Below are 18,150 nucleotides of genomic sequence, written 5' to 3' on the forward strand. Positions count from 1 at the left end.
ACGATGCAGAGCCTGGATACGGGCGCAGAGGCCGGCGGCCACGGTGCGACGGTGCAGGCGGACGACGCGCTCGAGGCGGCGCTCGTCGCCGGCCTGGGCGACTCGCTGGTCACGCGGGCGGCCGAGATCGATCCGCGCTACTTCACCGCGTACAACGAGCCGGCCGGTGTGCGGCCGCGCGCGCTGGTGCGGCCGCGCAGCGTCGACGATGTGTCGCGCACGCTCGCGCTGTGCACGCGGCTCGGGCAGCCGGTCGTGCCGCAGGGCGGTCTCACCGGGCTCGCCCGCGGCGCGGTCGCGCTGGGCGGCGAGATCGTGCTGTCGATGGAGCGTTTCGCGGGCGTCGAGGCAATCGACGCGGCGGCGGGCACAATGACGGTGCGCGCCGGGACGCTGCTGCAGACGGTGCAGGAAGCCGCGGACGCGGCGGGCTTCACGTTCGGCGTCGATCTCGGCGCGCGCGGTTCGTGCCAGATCGGCGGCATGCTCGCGACCAACGCGGGCGGCACGCGCGCGATTCGCTATGGAATGATGCGCGAGCAGGTGCTCGGACTCGAGGCCGTGCTCGCCGACGGCACCATCGTGTCGTCGATGAACCGGATGCTGAAGAACAACGCGGGCTACGACCTGAAGCAGCTGTTCATCGGCAGCGAGGGCACGCTCGGCATCATCACGCGCGCCGTGCTGCGGCTGCATCCGAAGCTCGCGGCGCCGGCCACCGCGCTCTGCCGCGTGCATGGCTACGACGCCGTCGTCGGGTTGTGGAACCGCCTGCGCGCACTGCCCGAGATCGTCAGTTTCGAAGCGATGTGGCCGGCCTTCTACGACTACGTCGCGGGCCACACGCCCGGCGTCGTTGCGCCGTTCGCGGGCGACGGCGGCTTCGCGGTGCTGATCGAGTGCGCGACGAGCGCGCCGGGCGGCGATGCGCGCCAGGCGCTGGAAACCGGCCTGGCGGATGCGATCGACGCGGGGCTCGTCGACGATGCGGCGCTCGCGACGTCCGAGCGGCAGGCGCGCGACCTGTGGACGTTGCGCGAAGGCCTCGCGATCGATGCGCTGCCGCATCTGGTGAACTTCGACGTGAGCCTGCCGACGGGTGAGCTCGGCCTGTTCGCCTCGCGCTGCGAGGCGGCGTTGCGTGCGGTCTGGCCCGACATCGTTTGCCTGTTCTTCGGCCACGTCGGCGACGGCAACGTGCATATCGGCGTATCGCTCACCGGCATGCGCGACGCGGACGCCGAAGCGATCGATCGCTGCGTGTACGCGGTCGTTCGGGACATGGGCGGCTCGGTGTCGGCGGAGCACGGCATCGGCATGCTCAAGCGCGCCTATCTCGCACACACGCGCAGCGAAGCGGAAATCGGCTTGATGCGGCGCCTGAAGGCCGCGCTCGATCCCGCCGGCGTGCTCAATCCCGGCAAGGTGCTTTGATCGGCACCCGCCGATGGCGGCCGGTCAGCCGTCGACCCAGCGCAGCGCGCCGATTCTCAGATGTTCGACGACGCTGCGCGCCCAGTCGAGTTCCGCGTTGAGCAGCACGAGCGCATGCTCGTTCTGCAACAGGAACAGGCGCGGCACCCGGTCGTTCTGCGCGGCGTTGCGCAGCGACTCGAGACGTTCGCGTTCGGTCTCGAGCGCGGCGATGCGGCGCTCGAGTTGCTGGCGCGCATCGTCGGCGTCCAGCAGCGGCAGGAATGCGAGACCGGCGCCGAACGCTGGGAACTCGCGCGCGGGCTCCGCGAGCAGCATATGCAGCCACGCCTGCCCGGCCGTATGCCCGGCTTCGGTCAGCGTGTACAGCGTGCGTTCGGGAAACGCGCCGTCGCGCTCGGTGTCGTGCACGGCGATCAGCCCGTCGCGCAGCAGCCGGTCGATCGTCTGGTAAAGGCTCGTGCGCTGTCGCACGTTGATGACTTCGTCATAGCCGCGCGCCTTCAACTGCTGGAGCATTCCGTACGGATGCATCGGCGTTTCGGTGAGCGTCGCGAGGACCGCGAGCGCGAGCGGAGACGGGCGGCTTGTTGCCATGAATAGTTCGAATATGTCTAGTAAGAATATAACTAGTATCGACTAGACTATCATATTCCACAAGGGTTTCAGCCGAGATGTGAGCGCTTCGCGGCTGGCGCGACGGTCTCCATCGTCGTGAGACCGTGGACGATTCCGCAGTCCTCGACCGAATGGTCGCCGACGCACTGGCGGCGCAATTCGGTGAGCTGGTTGCGCAGATGCGTCAGTTCGGCGAGGCGCGCGTCGACGTGGCCGATGTGCTCGTCGAGCAGCGCGTTGACCGAATCGCACGGGTCGGCCGGCGTGTCGGTGAGCTGCAGCAGCGCGCGGATTTCGTCGTGCGCCATGTCGAGCGCGCGGCAGTTGCGAATGAAGCGCAGCCGCTCGACGTGCACGTCGGTGTAGTTGCGGTAGTTCGAATCGGTGCGCTCGGCGTCCGGCATCAGCCCTTCCTTCTCGTAGAAGCGGATCGTTTCGGGCGTGCAGCGGGCCGCCTTGGCCAGTTCGCCGATCTTCATGGCTTTCTCCTTTGTAAGGGTTGACCTTGTAGTGGCTTCAGGGTGTTAACTCTACACCGTCAAGCCATAGAGGAGGTTGTCATGACCGACGCCCAGCGTACCCCCGACCCACGACACCGTCATGCCGGCGGCGCCGATGTGTGCTGCGCCGACGCGCACGACACGCAGGTGGCGACCATTGCCGACACGGCGCCGGCGGCCGACGAGCACGCGCATGGCGGCGCGGTGGCGCACCGCGCGCAGCTGCATGTATGCGGTCACGATCATGTCTACGATCACCCATCCGCGTATGGCACGGGGCACGATCATGGCCCCGATGCCGGCCACGCGCACGGCGACGGGCATGAGCATGGAGCGGCGTGCTCGCACGACCACACGGCGCACGATCATGCCGGTCACGACCACAACCACGACCACGACCACGCGGCCGGCGCATGCTGCGCGCCGGCCGCGCTATCGCTTGCGCCGCTGCCGGTCGCGCGGGCGACCGCGTCGGGTCACGTCCGCTCCGCGTTTCGGATCATGCAGATGGACTGCCCGACCGAGGAGACCCTGCTTCGCAAGAAGCTCGGCGGAATGGAGCAGGTGTCCGCGCTCGAATTCAACCTGATGCAGCGGATGCTGACCGTCGAACACGTGCATGGTGCGCAGCCGGCGATCGAAAGCGCGATCCGCACGCTCGGGATGACGCCGGAGGCCGCGTCGGCCGACGCACCGGCAGCATCCGTCGCGCCGCCGCCCGCGAAGCCGTGGTGGCCGCTTGCGTTGGCCGCCGTCGCCGCGATCGCATCCGAGGCGGTGAGCTGGGCCGGCCTGCCGGCGTGGCTGTCGGCGGTGCTGGCGCTCGCGGCGGTGCTCGCATGCGGGCTGACCACGTACAAGAAGGGCTGGATCGCGATCCGCAACGGCAACCTGAACATCAACGCGCTGATGAGCATCGCGGTGACGGGCGCGATGGCGATCGGCCAGTGGCCGGAAGCCGCGATGGTGATGGTGCTGTTCACTATCGCCGAGCTGATCGAGGCGAAGTCGCTCGACCGTGCGCGCAACGCGATCCAGGGCCTGATGCAGCTCGCGCCGGACACCGCGACCGTGCAGGACGCCGACGGCACGTGGCGCACGATCGAGGCCGCGCAGGTCGCGCTCGGCGCGATCGTGCGCGTGAAGCCGGGCGAGCGGATCGGGCTGGACGGCGAGGTCGTCGCGGGCCGCTCGACGGTGAACCAGGCGCCGATCACCGGCGAGAGCCTGCCGGTCGACAAGACGGCAGGCGACGCGGTGTACGCGGGCACGATCAACGAAGCGGGCTCGTTCGACTATCGCGTGACGGCGGTTGCCGCCCACTCGACGCTCGCGCGGATCATCCACGCGGTCGAGCAAGCGCAGGGCGCGAAGGCGCCGACGCAGCGCTTCGTCGACCAGTTCGCGCGCGTCTATACGCCGATCGTGTTCGCGGTCGCGCTGCTGGTCGCGGTGGCGCCGCCGCTCGTCATGGGCGGCGCGTGGCACGACTGGATCTACCGCGCGCTGGTGCTGCTCGTGATCGCGTGCCCGTGCGCGCTGGTGATCTCGACGCCGGTGACGATCGTGTCGGGGCTCGCAGCCGCGGCACGGCGCGGGATCCTCGTGAAGGGCGGCGTCTATCTGGAAGAAGGCCGCAAGCTCGCGTGGCTCGCGCTCGACAAGACCGGCACGATCACGCACGGCAAGCCCGTGCAGACCGATTTCGACCTGCATGCGACGGACGTCGACGCGGCGCGCGTGCGTCACCTCGGCGCGAGCCTCGCGGCGCGCTCCGATCACCCGGTGTCGCAGGCGATCGCCGCCGCGGCCCGCGACACGCAGACGGCTGCGTTCGCCGATGTAGAGGACTTCGAAGCGCTCGTCGGGCGCGGCGTACGCGGCACGATCGACGGTACGCGCTACTGGCTCGGCAACCACCGGCTCGTCGAGGAGCTCGAACGCTGCTCGCCGGCGCTGGAGGCGAAGCTCGACGCGCTCGAGCGGCAGGGCAAGAGCGTCGTGATGCTGGTCGACGACACGCGCGTGCTCGGCATCTTCGCGGTGGCCGACACGATCAAGGACACCAGCCGCGCGGCGATCGCCGAGCTGCACGCGCTCGGCATCCGCACCGCGATGCTGACCGGCGACAACCCGCACACCGCGCAGGCGATTGCGCGTCAGGCCGGCATCGACGATGCGCGCGGCAACCAGTTGCCCGAGGACAAGCTCGCGGCGGTCGAGGAACTGTCGGCGGGCGGTGCGGGCGCGGTCGGGATGGTCGGCGACGGCATCAACGACGCACCGGCGCTCGCGCGCGCCGACATCGGCTTCGCGATGGGCGCGATGGGCACCGACACGGCGATCGAGACGGCCGACGTCGCGCTGATGGACGACGACCTGCGCAAGATCCCCGCGTTCGTGCGGCTGTCGCGCGCGACGCACCGCGTGCTGGTGCAGAACATCGGCTTCGCGCTCGGCGTGAAAATCGTATTCCTCGGCCTCACGGTCGCGGGGCTCGGCACGATGTGGATGGCGGTCTTCGCCGATGCGGGCGCGAGCCTGATCGTCGTCGGCAACGGGCTGCGGCTGCTGTCGAAGACGGGCGTGTTCGACGGCGCGACGGCGAAGCGATGAGGAGCGGGCGATGAGCTTTCTGAAACGCATCCTGGGCGGCCACGGTGGTGGCCACGGCGGAGGTGGCCACGGCAGCGGGCAGGCCGGCGGCCACGGTGGCAGCGGGCATCACGGCGGGCAGCAACGCGACGGTCACGGCGGCCACGATGCGCGCGGCCGCGATCGTTACGGATGGGGCTGGCAGGCGCCGGCCGACAGTCGAAGCGGGCAGGCCGGTGGCAACGTGCCGCTGCGCCAGCTCGCGTGCGCGGGCTGCGGCGCCCTCAATGCGTCGGATGCGCGTTTCTGCGCGCAGTGCGGTGCCGCGCAACGCGGCAAGTCCTGCAGCCGCTGCCATTCCGCGCTGGCGGCCGACGCCCGGTTCTGTCCCGGGTGCGGGACACAGGCTGCGTAAGTGTGTCGGCCATCCGCGCCGGCGACGTCTTAACGCTGGCCGGCGCGCTTCGGTTCAGGGCCGGCGCAGGCACATCCGTCTTTCGATCAGCGCAGCGGCAGGTAAATCTCGGTGCGCAGGTCGGCCGGCGCCGCATCCATCGGCGTGTTGAGGTACAGCTCGAATGGCGGCGCGTCGGCGGCTTCTCGGCCCGAGTGACGCAGCCAGTCGCCGTAGAGCCACTGGTAGGCCGTCTTCAGGTCCGCATACGGCCCCGTATGCAACAGCACCGCATATTCGCCGCCCGCCACTGTCACGCGCTCCACCGGCGGCACGGGGTCGACGTCCGGCGCGCCTTCGGCGGGCACGAAGCAGGCCTTCGCGCGCAACTGCGCTTCGGGCGTGGTGTCCGGATCGTCGTAAAAAATGCCGATCATCTTCGCGCCGGGGCCGATCAACCCGTGCTGCCCGACCCACGCGCCGATCCGCATGAACGCTTCGCTGACCTTCAAGTACGAACCGGTGTGCGCTACCGCATAGCCGTGCAATTCAGGCAGCTGCCGGATTTCGACTTCATGCTTGAACATGTCTTCTTCTCCTCGCTGTAACGGATAGATGGGCCGGTGGCTGCCCGTGCGCCGGTGCTGCACCGGCGGCACGCCGTAAGCGTCGCGAAACGCCCGCGTGAACGCGTGCGTCGAACCGTAGCCCGCGCGCCGTGCGATCTCGTCGATCGGCCGCGCCGTGCAGACGAGATCCTCGGACGCGCGCACGATCCGCATCCGCCGCACCGTCAGCACGATCGACTCGCCATACAGCGCGCGATAGACGCGCTGCCAGTGATACGGCGACAGGCACGCGACTTCGGCAAGCCGGTTCAGGTCGAGCGGGCCGTCGAGGTGCGCGCGAATGTACTCGTGGACGCGCGCCACGCTGGCCGCGTAACGGATCCAGGCGGGCTGGTCGGGTTTCGTTTCGACGGTCATCGGCGTGTCCGGGCGGGAACCGACGTCACGGTAGCACGGGCCGAATTGATAAATCTTGCGGAAATGCGTAGGAGGCCGACAAATCAGGCCCCTTTTTATTGTGACGAAATGGGGTCTTGCCCCCCTGCGATCTGCGACTAAAGTTAAAGACGGTGAAATCGGGTGATCGCGTCATTTTTCTCGGGTAAGTTGCTCGGACGGCAACGCACGGTTTTCGAAGTACGCAGGTAGTTCGTCGATGTTCAATCGCAACGCCACGTTTTTCGGGAGAAGAAGAAATGGATGCTTCCAGCTTCATCACGTCGCTGCAGACCACGCTAGGCGGATACCTGCCCAAGATCGCCGGCGCGATCGGCATCCTGGTGATCGGCTGGCTGATCGCCGTGGCGGTGCGTGCCGGCGCGCTCCGGCTGCTCAACGCGCTGAAGGTCGATCAGCGGATCAGCGAAAGCACCGGCCAGGGCGCGTACGTCGAGCGGATCATCGCCGGCGGCCTGTTCTGGCTCGTGCTGCTCGTCACCGCGGTGGGCATCTTCAACGTGCTCAACCTGTACGCGGTGTCCAATCCGTTTTCGCTGCTCGTCACGCACATCGTCAACTACCTGCCGAACCTGATCGGCGGCGCGGCGCTGACGCTGATCGCGTGGCTGATCGCATCGCTGCTGCGCAGCCTCGCGAACCGAGCGCTGAAGGCGAGCAAGGTCGACGACACGCTGTCCGAAAGCGCAGGCATGCAGCCGATGAGCGGCTATCTCGGCGACGTGCTGTTCTGGCTCGTGATCCTGATGTTCCTGCCTGCGATTCTCGCGTCGTTCGCGCTGTCCGGCCTGCTGTCGCCGGTGCAGGGGATGGTCGACAAGCTGCTCGCGATCGTGCCGAACCTGTTCGCTGCCGCGGCGATCGGCTTCGTCGGCTGGATCGTCGCGCGCGTGTTGCGCGGTCTGGTGACGAACCTGCTCGTCGCCGCCGGCGCCGATCGCCTGACGCAACGCCTCGACAGCCCGACGCCGGTGCGCGTATCGAGCCTGATCGGCACCATCGTCTACGTGTTCGTGTTCGTGCCGACGCTGATCTCCGCGCTCGACGCGCTGAAGATCGACGCGATCTCGATTCCGGCCACCAACATGCTGAACCAGTTCCTCGGCGCGGTGCCGGACATCGTCGCGGCGATCGTGATCGTGCTCGTCACGTTCTACTTCGCGCGCTTCGTCGCGGCGCTCGCGCAGAAGCTGCTGGAAGCCGCCGGCGTCGACGGGCTGCCGGCCGTGCTCGGCGTCGAGCGCGTGTTTTCGGGGATCCTGCAGCCGTCGGTGCTGGTCGCGCGGCTGATCGTGTTCTTCGCGATGCTGTTCGCGTCGGTCGAGGCCGCGAACCGGCTCGGCTTCACGCAGGTGCGCGACGTCGTCACGCTATTCATCGAATTCGGCGGCCACGTCCTGATGGGCGGCGTGATCCTCGTGATCGGCGTGTGGCTCGCGGGCCTCGCGCGCCGCGTGATCGAGCAGGCCGACCGCGAGCACAGCGTGCTGTTCGCGCGGATCGCGCAATTCGCGATCCTCGGCCTGGTATTCGCGATGGGACTGCGTGCGATGGGCATCGCCAACGAGATCGTGCAGCTCGCGTTCGGCCTCGTGCTCGGCGCGATCGCGGTGGCGGTCGCGCTGTCGTTCGGCCTCGGCGGCCGCGAAGCCGCCGGCAAGCTGCTCGACCGCTGGTTCAACCAGCGCAGCGGCGGGCAGTAAGCCTGCCGCGTGCCCGTCCGGCCGCTTCGCGCGGCCGGCGGTGCTGCCCGCAAGGGAGGGCGGTCGGGCGTGCGCGCCCGGCACATCGATGCGCGTCGCATGACCGGCCGGGCCGGCATTTCCGACAGCGAAATGTCAGCCGCGATCTTTGCCGAATTTCGATAACACGTCGTTTAATGACTCTCTAGCATCGATTCTCAGTCGCGCAGGCCGCCAGGCCCGGCGCCTTTGAGGAGAGAATCCGATGAAAGCAGAGTCGAATGGCCGGCCCGCCGCCGGCGCCAAGTCGTCCGGCCAGCCCGCGCTGCAGCAGACGCTCGGGACCTGGCAACTGTGGGGCATCGCGGTCGGCCTCGTGATTTCAGGCGAATACTTCGGCTGGAGCTACGGCTGGGCGAGTGCGGGCACGCTGGGTTTCGTCGTCACCGCGTTGTTCGTCGCGGCGATGTACACCACCTTCATCTTCAGCTTCACCGAACTGACGACGTCGATCCCGCACGCGGGCGGCCCGTTCGCGTATGCACGCCGCGCGTTCGGCCCGGCGGGTGGCTATCTCGCCGGCGCCGCGACGCTCGTCGAGTTCGTGTTCGCGCCGCCCGCGATCGCGCTCGCGATCGGCGCGTACCTGCACGTGCAGTTTCCGGGGCTCGAACCCAAACACGCGGCGATGGGCGCGTATCTCGTGTTCATGGCGCTGAACATCGTCGGCGTGCAGATTGCCGCGACGTTCGAGCTGGTCGTCACGCTGTTCGCGATCTTCGAGCTGCTGGTGTTCATGGGCGTCGTGTCGCCGGGCTTTGCGTGGAGCAATTTCATGAAGGGCGGCTGGTCGGGCGCCGATCATTTCAGCGTCGGCGCATTCCACGGCATGTTCGCGGCGATCCCGTTCGCGATCTGGTTCTTCCTCGCGATCGAAGGCGTCGCGATGGCCGCCGAGGAGGCGAAGAACCCGAAGCGCTCGATCCCGATCGCATACGTGGCCGGCATCCTGACGCTCGTCGCGCTGGCCATCGGCGTGATGGTGTTCGCCGGCGGCGCGGGCGACTGGACCAAGCTCGCGAACATCAACGACCCGCTGCCGCAGGCGATGAAATACATCGTCGGCGCGAACAGCGGCTGGATGCACATGCTCGTGTGGCTTGGGCTGTTCGGGCTCGTCGCGTCGTTCCACGGGATCATCCTCGGCTATTCGCGCCAGATCTTCGCGCTGGCCCGCGAAGGCTACCTGCCGGAGTGGCTCGGCAAGGTGCATCCGCGCTTCAAGACCCCGCATCGCGCGATCCTCGCGGGCGGCGTGGTCGGCATCGCCGCGATCTACAGCGACGAGTTGATCCAGTTCGGCGGCCAGACGCTCACCGCGAACATCGTGACGATGTCGGTGTTCGGCGCGATCGTGATGTATATCGTAAGCATGGCGGCGCTGTTCAAGCTGCGCCGTTCGCAGCCGAACATGGCGCGGCCGTTCCGCGCGCCGCTGTACCCGTTCTTCCCGGCGTTCGCGATCGTTGCGGCCCTGATTTGCCTCGCGACGATGGTGTATTTCAACGGGCTGGTGGCGATGGTGTTCGTCGCGTTCCTCGCGCTCGGCTACGCGTACTTCCTCGCGACCCGTTCGCAGCGTGAGAGCGCGCCGGCCGACGTGCTGCTGGAGGAATGAGGATGGTGGACCCGAACGGCCGTTGATGACGGCATCCGGCGCGCCCCGTCGAACGGGCGCGCCGTCGGCGTTATGCAAGGCAAGGACTGGCAAGGAGATTCGAACGATGTCCTACACGGAGACGATCGGCCCGCGCACATATCGCTTCGCGGACCTGAAGACGCTGCTCGCGAAGGCGAGCCCGCTGCGTTCCGGCGACCAGCTCGCCGGCGTCGCGGCGGCGAGCGAGGAGGAGCGCGTCGCCGCGAAGATCGTGCTCGCGGGCGTGCCGCTGAAGGCGTTCCTGAACGAAGCGGTGATTCCGTACGAAGACGACGAGGTCACGCGCCTGATCGTCGACGATCACGACGCTGCCGCGTTCGCGGAAATCTCTCACCTCACCGTCGGCGACTTCCGCAACTGGCTGCTGTCGCCCGCGGCCGACGGCGCCGCGCTCGAACGGATCGCGCCGGGCCTCACGCCCGAGATGGTCGCGGCCGTGTCGAAGCTGATGCGCAACCAGGACCTGATCGCGGCCGCGCGCAAGCGCCGCGTCGTCACGCGCTTTCGCAACACGGTCGGGCTGGCCGGCCGGATGTCGGTGCGGCTGCAGCCGAACCATCCGACCGACGACGTGAAGGGCATCGCCGCGTCGATGCTCGACGGGCTGATGTACGGCTGCGGCGACGCGATGATCGGCATCAACCCGGCGACCGACAGCCTCGCGGCGATCGTGAAGCTGCTCGCGATGATCGACGGGTTCCGCGAGCGCTACGGTGTGCCGACGCAGTCGTGCGTGCTCACCCACGTGACCAACACGATCGCGGCGATCGAGAAGGGCGCGCCGGTCGACCTGGTGTTCCAGTCGATCGCGGGCACCGAGAAGGCGAACGCGAGCTTCGGGATCTCGCTCGCGCTGCTCGGCGAGGCGCACGAGGCCGCGTTGTCGCTGAAGCGCGGCACCGTCGGCAACAACCTGATGTATTTCGAGACGGGCCAGGGCAGCGCGCTGTCGGCGAACGCGCACTTCGGCGTCGACCAGCAGACCTGCGAGGTGCGTGCCTATGCGGTCGCGCGCAAGTTCGATCCGTTCCTCGTGAACACGGTGGTCGGCTTCATCGGGCCCGAATACCTGTACGACGGCAAGCAGATCATCCGCGCGGGGCTCGAGGATCACTTCTGCGGCAAGCTGCTCGGCGTGCCGATGGGCTGCGACATCTGCTACACGAATCACGCGGAAGCCGACCAGGACGACATGGACACGCTGCTGACGCTGCTGGGCGCGGCCGGCATCAACTTCATCATGGGGATTCCCGGCGCGGACGACGTGATGCTGAACTACCAGAGCACGTCGTTTCACGACCAGCTCTACGTGCGCGAGGTGCTCGGCCTGCGCCGCGCGCCCGAGTTCGAGGAATGGCTGGAGACGATGGAGATCGCCGACGCGCGCGGCGCGCTGCGCGCCGCGAACGCGCGTGTGCCGCTGCTCGCGGGCGCGAACGACTGGATGGGGATTTCGGCATGAGCGACGCCGTCGAAAAGAACCCGTGGGCGCAGCTGAAGGCGTTCACGAACGCGCGGATCGCGCTCGGCCGCGCGGGCAGCAGCCTGCCGACCGCGCCGCTGCTCGCGTTCAACCTGTCGCACGCGCAGGCGCGCGACGCCGTGCACCAGCCGCTCGACGCGGACGCGCTGCGCCGCGAAATCGACGCGGCCGGCTTCGCGACGCTTGGCGTGCAGAGCGCGGCGCCGGACCGTCAGCATTACCTGCGCCGGCCCGATCTCGGCCGCAAGCTGTCCGACGACGGACGCGCGCTGCTGGCCGGCTACGGCGCGGCGCTCGACGATGCGCCGGACGTCGTGTTCGTGGTGGGCGACGGGCTGTCGGCGTTCGCGGCCGCGAAGCAGGCGCTGCCGTTGCTGCAGGCGGTGCGGCCGCGGCTCGACGCGGACGGCTGGCGGGTCGGCCCGGTGGTGGTCGCGACGCAGGCGCGCGTCGCGCTCGGCGACGAGATCGGCGAACTGCTGCGCGCGCAGGTCGTCGCGATGCTGATCGGCGAACGGCCGGGGCTCAGCTCGCCGGACAGCCTCGGCGTGTACCTGACCTGGGCGCCGAAGGTCGGCTGCCACGACGCGCTGCGCAACTGCATCTCGAACGTGCGGCCCGAAGGGCTGCCGCATGCCGCCGCCGCGCACAAGTTGCATTACCTGATGACGCATGCGCGCAGGCTCAAGCTGACGGGCGTCGGCCTGAAGGACGATAGCGATTCGTTGTTGCCGCAGGCGGAAGCGGAGCGGATCGGCGCGGCGTGATGGGGCCGACCGCCTATTTGAACAGCCGCTCGCACAGGAAGTCGACGAACACGCGCAGCTTCGGCGACAACTGCCGGCTCGACGGCCACACGATCGAGAACTGCCCGGGCGCGATCCGGTAGTCGTCGAGCACGGTGACGAGCGCGCCCGTGTCCAGCGCGTCGCGCGCGAGGAAGTCGGGCATGTAGCCGATGCCGAGCCCCGCCATCACCGCGCCGCGCAGCGCTTCCATGTTGTTGCAGGTCATCGCGGTGCGCAGCTTCAGCGGCGTGCCGTCGTCGGCCGCCAGCGCCCAGTCCTGCAGCTTGCCGGTGGTCGGGAAACAGTAGCGCACGCAATCGTGGGTTTCGAGATCGTGTAGCGCCCGCGGCGTGCCGGCCAGCGCGAGATACGCGGGCGTCGCGCACAGCACGAACGCGAACGGGCCGAGCCGCCGCGACATCAGGCTCGAATCCGACAGCGGGCCGCTGCGGATCACCGCGTCGAAGCCGCCTTCGACGACATCGACCATCCGGTCGTTGAAATCCAGATCGAGCTCGACGTCCGGATAGCGCAGCTTGAATTCGGGCAGCACCGGCAGCAGGAACCGGTAGCCGATCACGGGCAGGCTCACGCGCAGCTTGCCGCGCGGGCGCTGCGCGGAGGCCGTCACGGTCGCCTCCGCATCACGAAAATCCTCGAGGATCCGCTGGCAGCGTTCGTAGAAATGGCGCCCTTCGTCGGTCAGCGTGACGCGCCGCGTCGTGCGGTTGAACAGGCGCACGCCGAGCGACTGCTCGAGCCGCGCGATCGTCTTGCCGACGGCGGAGGCCGAGATGCCGAGCGCGCGGCCGGCCGCGACGAAGCTGAGTGCTTCGGCGGTGCGGACGAAGGCGGCGATGCCGTTCAGGTTTTCCATCGACGTTGACGGGCGTGCGGGGCGCGAAGCGTTGAATTGAAGAATTTTAGTCCGTTATATACGGAGCTTTGCATTGTTTTTCGACAATTGAATCGAAATTATCCTTGATCGCACCTGAGGCGCATCCGCGCCGGCTTTTCGAGGAGCGATGATGGATCACCCGTTTTCACCCGCTTCAGCCACGTCGGCGCGTCGGCGCGCGTGGGTGCTGGCCGCCGTCTGCATGGCCGCCGTCGCGCTGCCGCTGTCGTTTTCGGGCGGCGCGGTCGCGACACCCGCGATCGGCCGCGACCTGCACGGCGGCCCGGTCGCGATGAACTGGATCACCAACGCGTTCATGCTCGCGTTCGGCAATTTCCTGATGGCGGCGGGCGCGCTGGCCGACCAGTTCGGCCGCAAGCGCGTGTTCGCGATCGGCGTCGGCGGCTTCACGCTGATGTCGGTGGCGCTTGCGTTCGCGCCGTCGATGCTCGCGGTCGACCTGCTGCGCGCCGCGCAGGGGCTTGCGGCGGCCGCGGCGCTGGCGGGCGGCACGGCCGCGCTCGCGCAGGAGTTCGACGGCGCGGCGCGCACGCGCGCGTTCAGCCTGCTCGGCACGACGTTCGGGATCGGGCTTGCGTTCGGGCCCGTGCTCGCCGGCGGCCTGATCGCGCACTGCGGCTGGCGCGCGATCTTCGTCACGGGCGCGGCGGCAGGCGCGTTGTCGCTCGCGTTCGGGCTGCCGCGCATGCACGAGTCGCGCGATCCGCACGCGACGGGGCTCGACTGGCCCGGCACGGCCGCGTTCACCGCCGCCCTCACGCTGTTCACGTTCGGCGTGATCGAGGCGCCCGCGCGCGGCTGGGCGCATCCGCTCGTCGTCGCGCTGCTGGCGGCTGCGGCGCTCGGCGCGTGCGCGTTCGTCGCGATCGAGACGCGCGTCGCGCGGCCGATGCTCGACCTGTCGCTGTTCCGGATTCCGCGCTTCGTCGGCGTGCAGGTGCTGCCGGTGTCGACCTGCTGCTGCTACATCGTCCTGCTCGTCGTGCTGCCGCTGCGTTTCATCGGCATCGACGGCTTCAGCGAAATCGACGCAGGCTGGCTGATGCTCGCGATTTCCGCGCCGATGCTCGTCGTGCCGCTCGTCGCGGCGACGCTCACGCGCTGGCTGTCGGCCGGCGTGATCTCGGGGCTCGGCCTCCTGCTCGCGGCGGCGGGCCTCGTGTGGCTGGGCGTTGCGCTGCACGGCGGCGCGGGGCCGACGGCGATCGCGCCGATGCTTGCGATCGGCGTCGGGGCCGGCATGCCGTGGGGGCTGATGGACGGGCTGTCGGTCAGCGTCGTGCCGAAGGAGCGCGCGGGGATGGCGACCGGGATCTTCAGCACGACGCGCGTGGCGGGCGAGGGGATCGCGCTCGCGATCGCCGGCGCGGTGCTGGCGACGCTCGCGCATACCGATCTGCGGCGGGCGGCCGGCGCGTCCGACGCAACGTTGCGCGCGGCCGCGCGGCTCGCCACAGGCGATCTCGCCGGCGCGGCGGCCATATTGCCGGGCGTCGAGCGTACGACGCTGCTCGCGAGCTATACGCACGCGTTCGATCGGCTGCTGATCGGGCTCGCGATCGTCACGGTGCTGTGTGCGGTGGTGGTGTTTGCATTTCTCGGTGCGCGACCCGGCGTGACGGAAGCGCGCGGCGACGACGGTGAACACGCGCATCCGGGCGCGCCGGCGCACCGCCCAACCGAACCGGCTTGCGCGGAGGCAAGCGGGCGGTGAGCGGGGCGTCTCAGGGGGCGCGCAGGTCGACGATCGCGGGCAGCGTGCCCGCGCATTCAATGGTGCCGCGCATCACGCCAGCACGAGCGGCGGCAATCCCGCATCGGCCCGTGCCTGCGCGCTTTCCACATCGACGATCACATAACGCAGCGCATCGGGCCACAGATGCGCGCGACTTCCGGCGTCTTCATCGATCGCCGCGCGCCCTTGCACGAGCCACGTCGTCTGCCGGACGAAATCGACGAACAGCAGCGCGATCGCCGGATTCACGAGCAGGTTGCCGATCGTGTTGAACAGGTTGTTGCCCGCGAAATCGGGCAGCACGAGCGTACGACGATCGGGCAGGTCGACGAGCGGGGCGAACGAACCGTCCGCGCGCGGCTGCCGGCCGCGATACGAGCAGTCGCTGTCGCCCGCCGCGTTCGCGGTCGCGACGATCAGGAATGCCTGTTCATGGATGAACGCGACGGCTTCGTCGCCGAGGGGGCCCGGGTTCATGGTTCGGTCGGCGCGTGGCCGGTGCGTGCGGATCCGTGTTCCGCACGCAAGCGACATGCCACGCTGCGAGTGCGGTGCGCGGCGAAGCGCGCGCGGGTGCGCTGTGGAAAATCAGAACACCCGCCGTGCGGGCTGTGCCGTCGCGATGTTCAGAATCGGCACACCCGTTTTTCGTGCGCCGCCGCCGTCCGCGGCGGGCGGCCGGACGCACCGCTCCTGTTCGCTTTTCGGCCGGTTTGGCACGCATGTTGCGTAAACCGTGCAGCGCGATCCAACCGGCGCTGCATTCACACAAGCACGATGAACAGGAGACATGTATGAACCCGTTTGACCTGAAACAACTGGGCCTCGACGTCGAATATCCGTACCGTCAGCAGTACGACAACTACATCGGCGGCAAGTGGGTTCCGCCGGTGAAGGGCGAGTATTTCGAGAACGTGTCGCCGATCAACGGCAAGCCGTTCTGCCGCGTGCCGCGCTCGGGCGCCGACGACATCGAGGTCGCGCTCGATGCCGCGCACGCCGCGCGCCGCAAGTGGGGCAAGACCTCGGTCGCCGAGCGCGCGAACCTGCTGCTCGCCGCCGCCGACCGGATGGAAAAGAACCTGAAGCTGCTCGCTGTGGCCGAGACGATCGACAACGGCAAGCCGCTGCGCGAAACGATGGCGGCCGACCTGCCGCTCGCGATCGACCACTTCCGCTATTTCGCGGGCTGCATCCGCGCGCAGGAAGGCGGCATTTCCGAGATCGACGACAACACCGTCGCATATCACTTCCACGAGCCGCTCGGCGTCGTCGGCCAGATCATCCCGTGGAACTTCCCGCTGCTGATGGCCGCATGGAAGCTCGCGCCGGCGCTCGCGGCCGGTTGCTGCGTCGTGATGAAGCCGGCCGAGCAGACGCCCGCGTCGGTGCTGGTGCTGATGGAACTGATCGGCGACCTGTTCCCGGCCGGCACGATCAACATCGTCAACGGCTTCGGCAAGGAAGCGGGCGAGGCGCTCGCGACCAGCAAGCGGATCGCGAAGATCGCCTTCACGGGCTCGACGCCGGTCGGCAAGCACATCCTGCGCGCCGCGGCCGAAAGCCTGATCCCGTCGACGGTCGAGCTGGGCGGCAAGAGCCCGAACATCTTCTTCGCCGACGTGCTCGCCCAGGACGATGCGTTCCTCGACAAGGCGCTCGAAGGGCTCGCGATGTTCGCGCTGAACCAGGGCGAGGTGTGCACATGCCCGTCGCGGATCCTGATCCAGGAATCGATCTACGACCGCTTCATCGAGAAGGCCGTCGCGCGCGTGGAGCGCATCAAGGCCGGCCACCCGCTCGACCTGCAGACGATGATCGGCGCGCAGGCGTCGCAGCAGCAGCTCGACAAGATCCTGTCGTACATCGACATCGGCCGCGACGAAGGCGCGCAATGCCTGACGGGCGGCGAGCGCACGGCACCGGCCGCCGACCTCGGCACGGGCTACTACGTGAAGCCGACGATGCTGCTCGGCAACAACAAGATGCGCGTGTTCCAGGAAGAGATCTTCGGACCGGTCGCGTCGGTGATGACGTTCAAGGACGAGCAGGAAGCGATCGAACTCGCGAACGACACGTTCTACGGGCTCGGCGCCGGCGTGTGGACGCGCAACGGCACGCGCGCGTACCGGATGGGCCGCGAGATCGAGGCCGGCCGCGTGTGGACCAACTGCTACCACTTGTACCCCGCGCATGCGGCGTTCGGCGGCTACAAGCAGTCGGGCATCGGTCGCGAGACGCACAAGATGGCGCTGTCGAACTACCAGCAGACGAAGTGCCTGCTGGTCAGCTACCAGGCCGAGGCGCTCGGGTTCTTCTGATCGCCGCAGCAGGGGCGAAGTGCCGGGGCCGGCCGGGCGGCAGCGTGACGCTGCCCGGTACGGCAGCCGGTGCCGGACGGCGGCGTGTCCGAAACCGGATTGCCGGGCCGCGTTCGACGCTCGGGCGATGGCTGCCCGGCTGTCGGGCGGTGCGCGCGGCGCGGCAGCGCGCTGACGGCCGATCGTCCGGCACTTCGCCTGTTTTGCCTTTCGCCTTTCGACATTCGATACGCGGCGTCGGCTGCGCGTCGCCGGCGGCCCGCCTCGGCAACCGCATCGGCTGTCGCGTGTTCGCCCGCCTCGCGCACCGATAGCCTCGACGGAAACCAGCATGGCAGATCCGCCTCGATCCTGGCCGCGTCACCCCGTGTTTCACGCGGGCGAGCTCGACGCGCAGCACCGGTTCGGCGTCGCCGACGAAGCCGAGCGCATGAGCGACGTCATCACGACGCGGCTGAGCATCGGCGTGCGCCAGTTCGTCGAATCGCAGCCGTTCATGTTCGTCGGCACGACGCGCGGCGACCCCGCGCGCGTGACCTGCGACATCGTGCAGGGCATGCGCGACGCGAACGGCGACCTGTGGCCGGTCGTGCGCGTGATCGACACGAAGACGCTGCGCTTCGCGCTGCCGACGCACGGCGACGGCGACCGGATCGATGCGCTCGCGTGCGACGGCAGCGGCGTCGGGCTGTTGTTCATCGATTTCGTGCGCGGCATCCGCTATCGGATCAACGGCCGCGCGACGTTGCGCGCCGATCTGCCGGCAGCGGATGCCGCGCCGTGGCCGGCCGGCAGCCCGATCATCGAGCTGGCGCTCGCGCAGGCCTACGGCAATTGCGGCACGCGGGTCGTGCGGTTGCGGCCGGGCGCGTAGCGCGTCGCCGGGCTGCCCGCGGCGCGCAAGCCGCACCCGCGCGGTGCGTGGCATGCCGCCTC

The 18,150-nt window shown here is 68.9% G+C and carries 16 protein-coding genes; 10 read left to right on the forward strand and 6 right to left on the reverse strand.

Going from position 1 to position 18,150, the window contains the following annotated elements; genetic code table 11:
- Positions 1–3: 3 nt before the first annotated feature.
- Positions 4–1,434, forward strand: a complete 1,431-nt coding sequence (locus WS75_RS20840) for an FAD-binding oxidoreductase (protein WP_059682700.1) — start codon at positions 4–6, stop codon at positions 1,432–1,434.
- A 24-nt stretch (positions 1,435–1,458) separates the two neighbouring features.
- Here the strand turns inward: WS75_RS20840 and WS75_RS20845 are convergent, their stop codons facing one another.
- From WS75_RS20845 to WS75_RS34675, 3 genes are all read right to left on the reverse strand, one after another.
- Positions 1,459–2,031 carry a PadR family transcriptional regulator gene (locus WS75_RS20845; protein ID WP_059682703.1) on the reverse strand — a complete coding sequence of 191 codons (573 nt, stop codon included), beginning with the start codon at positions 2,029–2,031 and terminating at the stop codon, positions 1,459–1,461.
- A 68-nt stretch (positions 2,032–2,099) separates the two neighbouring features.
- A complete protein-coding gene (gene cadR, locus WS75_RS20850; protein WP_059682705.1) occupies positions 2,100–2,531 on the reverse strand; it encodes a Cd(II)/Pb(II)-responsive transcriptional regulator in 432 nt (143 codons plus the stop codon).
- A 51-nt stretch (positions 2,532–2,582) separates the two neighbouring features.
- A complete protein-coding gene (locus WS75_RS34675; protein ID WP_257129430.1) occupies positions 2,583–2,921 on the reverse strand; it encodes a hypothetical protein in 339 nt (112 codons plus the stop codon).
- Positions 2,922–3,059: 138 nt separating this feature from the next.
- Between WS75_RS34675 and WS75_RS20855 the strand changes: the two genes are divergently transcribed.
- Both WS75_RS20855 and WS75_RS20860 read left to right on the forward strand, forming a co-directional pair.
- Positions 3,060–5,168 (forward strand): heavy metal translocating P-type ATPase, encoded by a 2,109-nt coding sequence (locus WS75_RS20855; protein ID WP_257129424.1) that lies wholly within the window; start codon positions 3,060–3,062, stop codon positions 5,166–5,168.
- 10 nt (positions 5,169–5,178) lie between these two features.
- Positions 5,179–5,562 carry a zinc ribbon domain-containing protein gene (locus WS75_RS20860; RefSeq protein ID WP_059682710.1) on the forward strand — a complete coding sequence of 128 codons (384 nt, stop codon included), beginning with the start codon at positions 5,179–5,181 and terminating at the stop codon, positions 5,560–5,562.
- 86 nt (positions 5,563–5,648) lie between these two features.
- Here the strand turns inward: WS75_RS20860 and WS75_RS20865 are convergent, their stop codons facing one another.
- Complete coding sequence (locus WS75_RS20865) at positions 5,649–6,527, reverse strand: AraC family transcriptional regulator (RefSeq protein ID WP_059682713.1); 879 nt, start codon at positions 6,525–6,527, stop codon at positions 5,649–5,651.
- A gap of 278 nt (positions 6,528–6,805) precedes the next feature.
- Between WS75_RS20865 and WS75_RS20870 the strand changes: the two genes are divergently transcribed.
- From WS75_RS20870 to eutC, 4 genes are all read left to right on the forward strand, one after another.
- The gene (locus WS75_RS20870) at positions 6,806–8,269 is read left to right on the forward strand and encodes a mechanosensitive ion channel (protein WP_059682715.1); all 1,464 of its coding nucleotides are present in this window, start codon (positions 6,806–6,808) and stop codon (positions 8,267–8,269) included.
- Positions 8,270–8,513: 244 nt separating this feature from the next.
- Positions 8,514–9,926, forward strand: coding sequence for an ethanolamine permease (gene eat / locus WS75_RS20875; RefSeq protein ID WP_059682717.1), 1,413 nt, complete (start codon positions 8,514–8,516; stop codon positions 9,924–9,926).
- A gap of 106 nt (positions 9,927–10,032) precedes the next feature.
- A complete protein-coding gene (locus WS75_RS20880) occupies positions 10,033–11,430 on the forward strand; it encodes an ethanolamine ammonia-lyase subunit EutB (RefSeq protein ID WP_059682719.1) in 1,398 nt (465 codons plus the stop codon).
- Complete coding sequence (gene eutC, locus WS75_RS20885) at positions 11,427–12,218, forward strand: ethanolamine ammonia-lyase subunit EutC (RefSeq protein ID WP_059682722.1); 792 nt, start codon at positions 11,427–11,429, stop codon at positions 12,216–12,218. Before WS75_RS20880 ends, eutC begins: the two co-directional genes overlap by 4 nt.
- A 13-nt stretch (positions 12,219–12,231) precedes the next feature.
- On the opposite strand, the gene WS75_RS20890 is transcribed toward eutC, so the two are convergent.
- On the reverse strand, positions 12,232–13,116 hold the full coding sequence (locus tag WS75_RS20890; protein WP_059682725.1) for a LysR family transcriptional regulator: 885 nt from the start codon (positions 13,114–13,116) through the stop codon (positions 12,232–12,234).
- 151 nt (positions 13,117–13,267) lie between these two features.
- Between WS75_RS20890 and WS75_RS20895 the strand changes: the two genes are divergently transcribed.
- Positions 13,268–14,872: an MFS transporter gene (locus WS75_RS20895; RefSeq protein ID WP_059682728.1), complete on the forward strand. Its 1,605-nt coding sequence runs from the start codon at positions 13,268–13,270 to the stop codon at positions 14,870–14,872.
- Positions 14,873–14,944: 72 nt separating this feature from the next.
- On the opposite strand, the gene WS75_RS20900 is transcribed toward WS75_RS20895, so the two are convergent.
- A complete protein-coding gene (locus WS75_RS20900) occupies positions 14,945–15,370 on the reverse strand; it encodes a pyridoxamine 5'-phosphate oxidase family protein (RefSeq protein ID WP_059682730.1) in 426 nt (141 codons plus the stop codon).
- Between the two features lie 317 nt (positions 15,371–15,687).
- On the opposite strand from WS75_RS20900, the gene exaC reads away from it, so the two are divergent.
- A complete protein-coding gene (exaC, locus tag WS75_RS20905) occupies positions 15,688–17,214 on the forward strand; it encodes an acetaldehyde dehydrogenase ExaC (protein ID WP_059682732.1) in 1,527 nt (508 codons plus the stop codon).
- Positions 17,215–17,545: 331 nt separating this feature from the next.
- Positions 17,546–18,088 (forward strand): pyridoxamine 5'-phosphate oxidase family protein, encoded by a 543-nt coding sequence (locus WS75_RS20910; protein WP_059682735.1) that lies wholly within the window; start codon positions 17,546–17,548, stop codon positions 18,086–18,088.
- The last annotated feature ends 62 nt before the right edge of the window (positions 18,089–18,150 follow it).

This window comes from Burkholderia sp. FL-7-2-10-S1-D7, from assembly GCF_001524185.1.
Lineage (GTDB): Bacteria > Pseudomonadota > Gammaproteobacteria > Burkholderiales > Burkholderiaceae > Burkholderia > Burkholderia diffusa.

Excerpts from the sequence above, each read along its gene's own strand:
- WS75_RS20840 (WP_059682700.1), top strand. The coding sequence starts at position 4 with ATGCAGAGCCTGGATACGGGCGCAGAGGCCGGCGGCCACGGTGCGACG.
- WS75_RS20845 (WP_059682703.1), bottom strand. The coding sequence starts at position 2,031 with ATGGCAACAAGCCGCCCGTCTCCGCTCGCGCTCGCGGTCCTCGCGACG.
- cadR (WP_059682705.1), bottom strand. The coding sequence starts at position 2,531 with ATGAAGATCGGCGAACTGGCCAAGGCGGCCCGCTGCACGCCCGAAACG.
- WS75_RS34675 (WP_257129430.1), bottom strand. The coding sequence starts at position 2,921 with ATGATCGTGCGCCGTGTGGTCGTGCGAGCACGCCGCTCCATGCTCATG.
- WS75_RS20855 (WP_257129424.1), top strand. The coding sequence starts at position 3,060 with ATGGACTGCCCGACCGAGGAGACCCTGCTTCGCAAGAAGCTCGGCGGA.
- WS75_RS20860 (WP_059682710.1), top strand. The coding sequence starts at position 5,179 with ATGAGCTTTCTGAAACGCATCCTGGGCGGCCACGGTGGTGGCCACGGC.
- WS75_RS20865 (WP_059682713.1), bottom strand. The coding sequence starts at position 6,527 with ATGACCGTCGAAACGAAACCCGACCAGCCCGCCTGGATCCGTTACGCG.
- WS75_RS20870 (WP_059682715.1), top strand. The coding sequence starts at position 6,806 with ATGGATGCTTCCAGCTTCATCACGTCGCTGCAGACCACGCTAGGCGGA.
- eat (WP_059682717.1), top strand. The coding sequence starts at position 8,514 with ATGAAAGCAGAGTCGAATGGCCGGCCCGCCGCCGGCGCCAAGTCGTCC.
- WS75_RS20880 (WP_059682719.1), top strand. The coding sequence starts at position 10,033 with ATGTCCTACACGGAGACGATCGGCCCGCGCACATATCGCTTCGCGGAC.
- eutC (WP_059682722.1), top strand. The coding sequence starts at position 11,427 with ATGAGCGACGCCGTCGAAAAGAACCCGTGGGCGCAGCTGAAGGCGTTC.
- WS75_RS20890 (WP_059682725.1), bottom strand. The coding sequence starts at position 13,116 with ATGGAAAACCTGAACGGCATCGCCGCCTTCGTCCGCACCGCCGAAGCA.
- WS75_RS20895 (WP_059682728.1), top strand. The coding sequence starts at position 13,268 with ATGGATCACCCGTTTTCACCCGCTTCAGCCACGTCGGCGCGTCGGCGC.
- WS75_RS20900 (WP_059682730.1), bottom strand. The coding sequence starts at position 15,370 with ATGAACCCGGGCCCCCTCGGCGACGAAGCCGTCGCGTTCATCCATGAA.
- exaC (WP_059682732.1), top strand. The coding sequence starts at position 15,688 with ATGAACCCGTTTGACCTGAAACAACTGGGCCTCGACGTCGAATATCCG.
- WS75_RS20910 (WP_059682735.1), top strand. The coding sequence starts at position 17,546 with ATGGCAGATCCGCCTCGATCCTGGCCGCGTCACCCCGTGTTTCACGCG.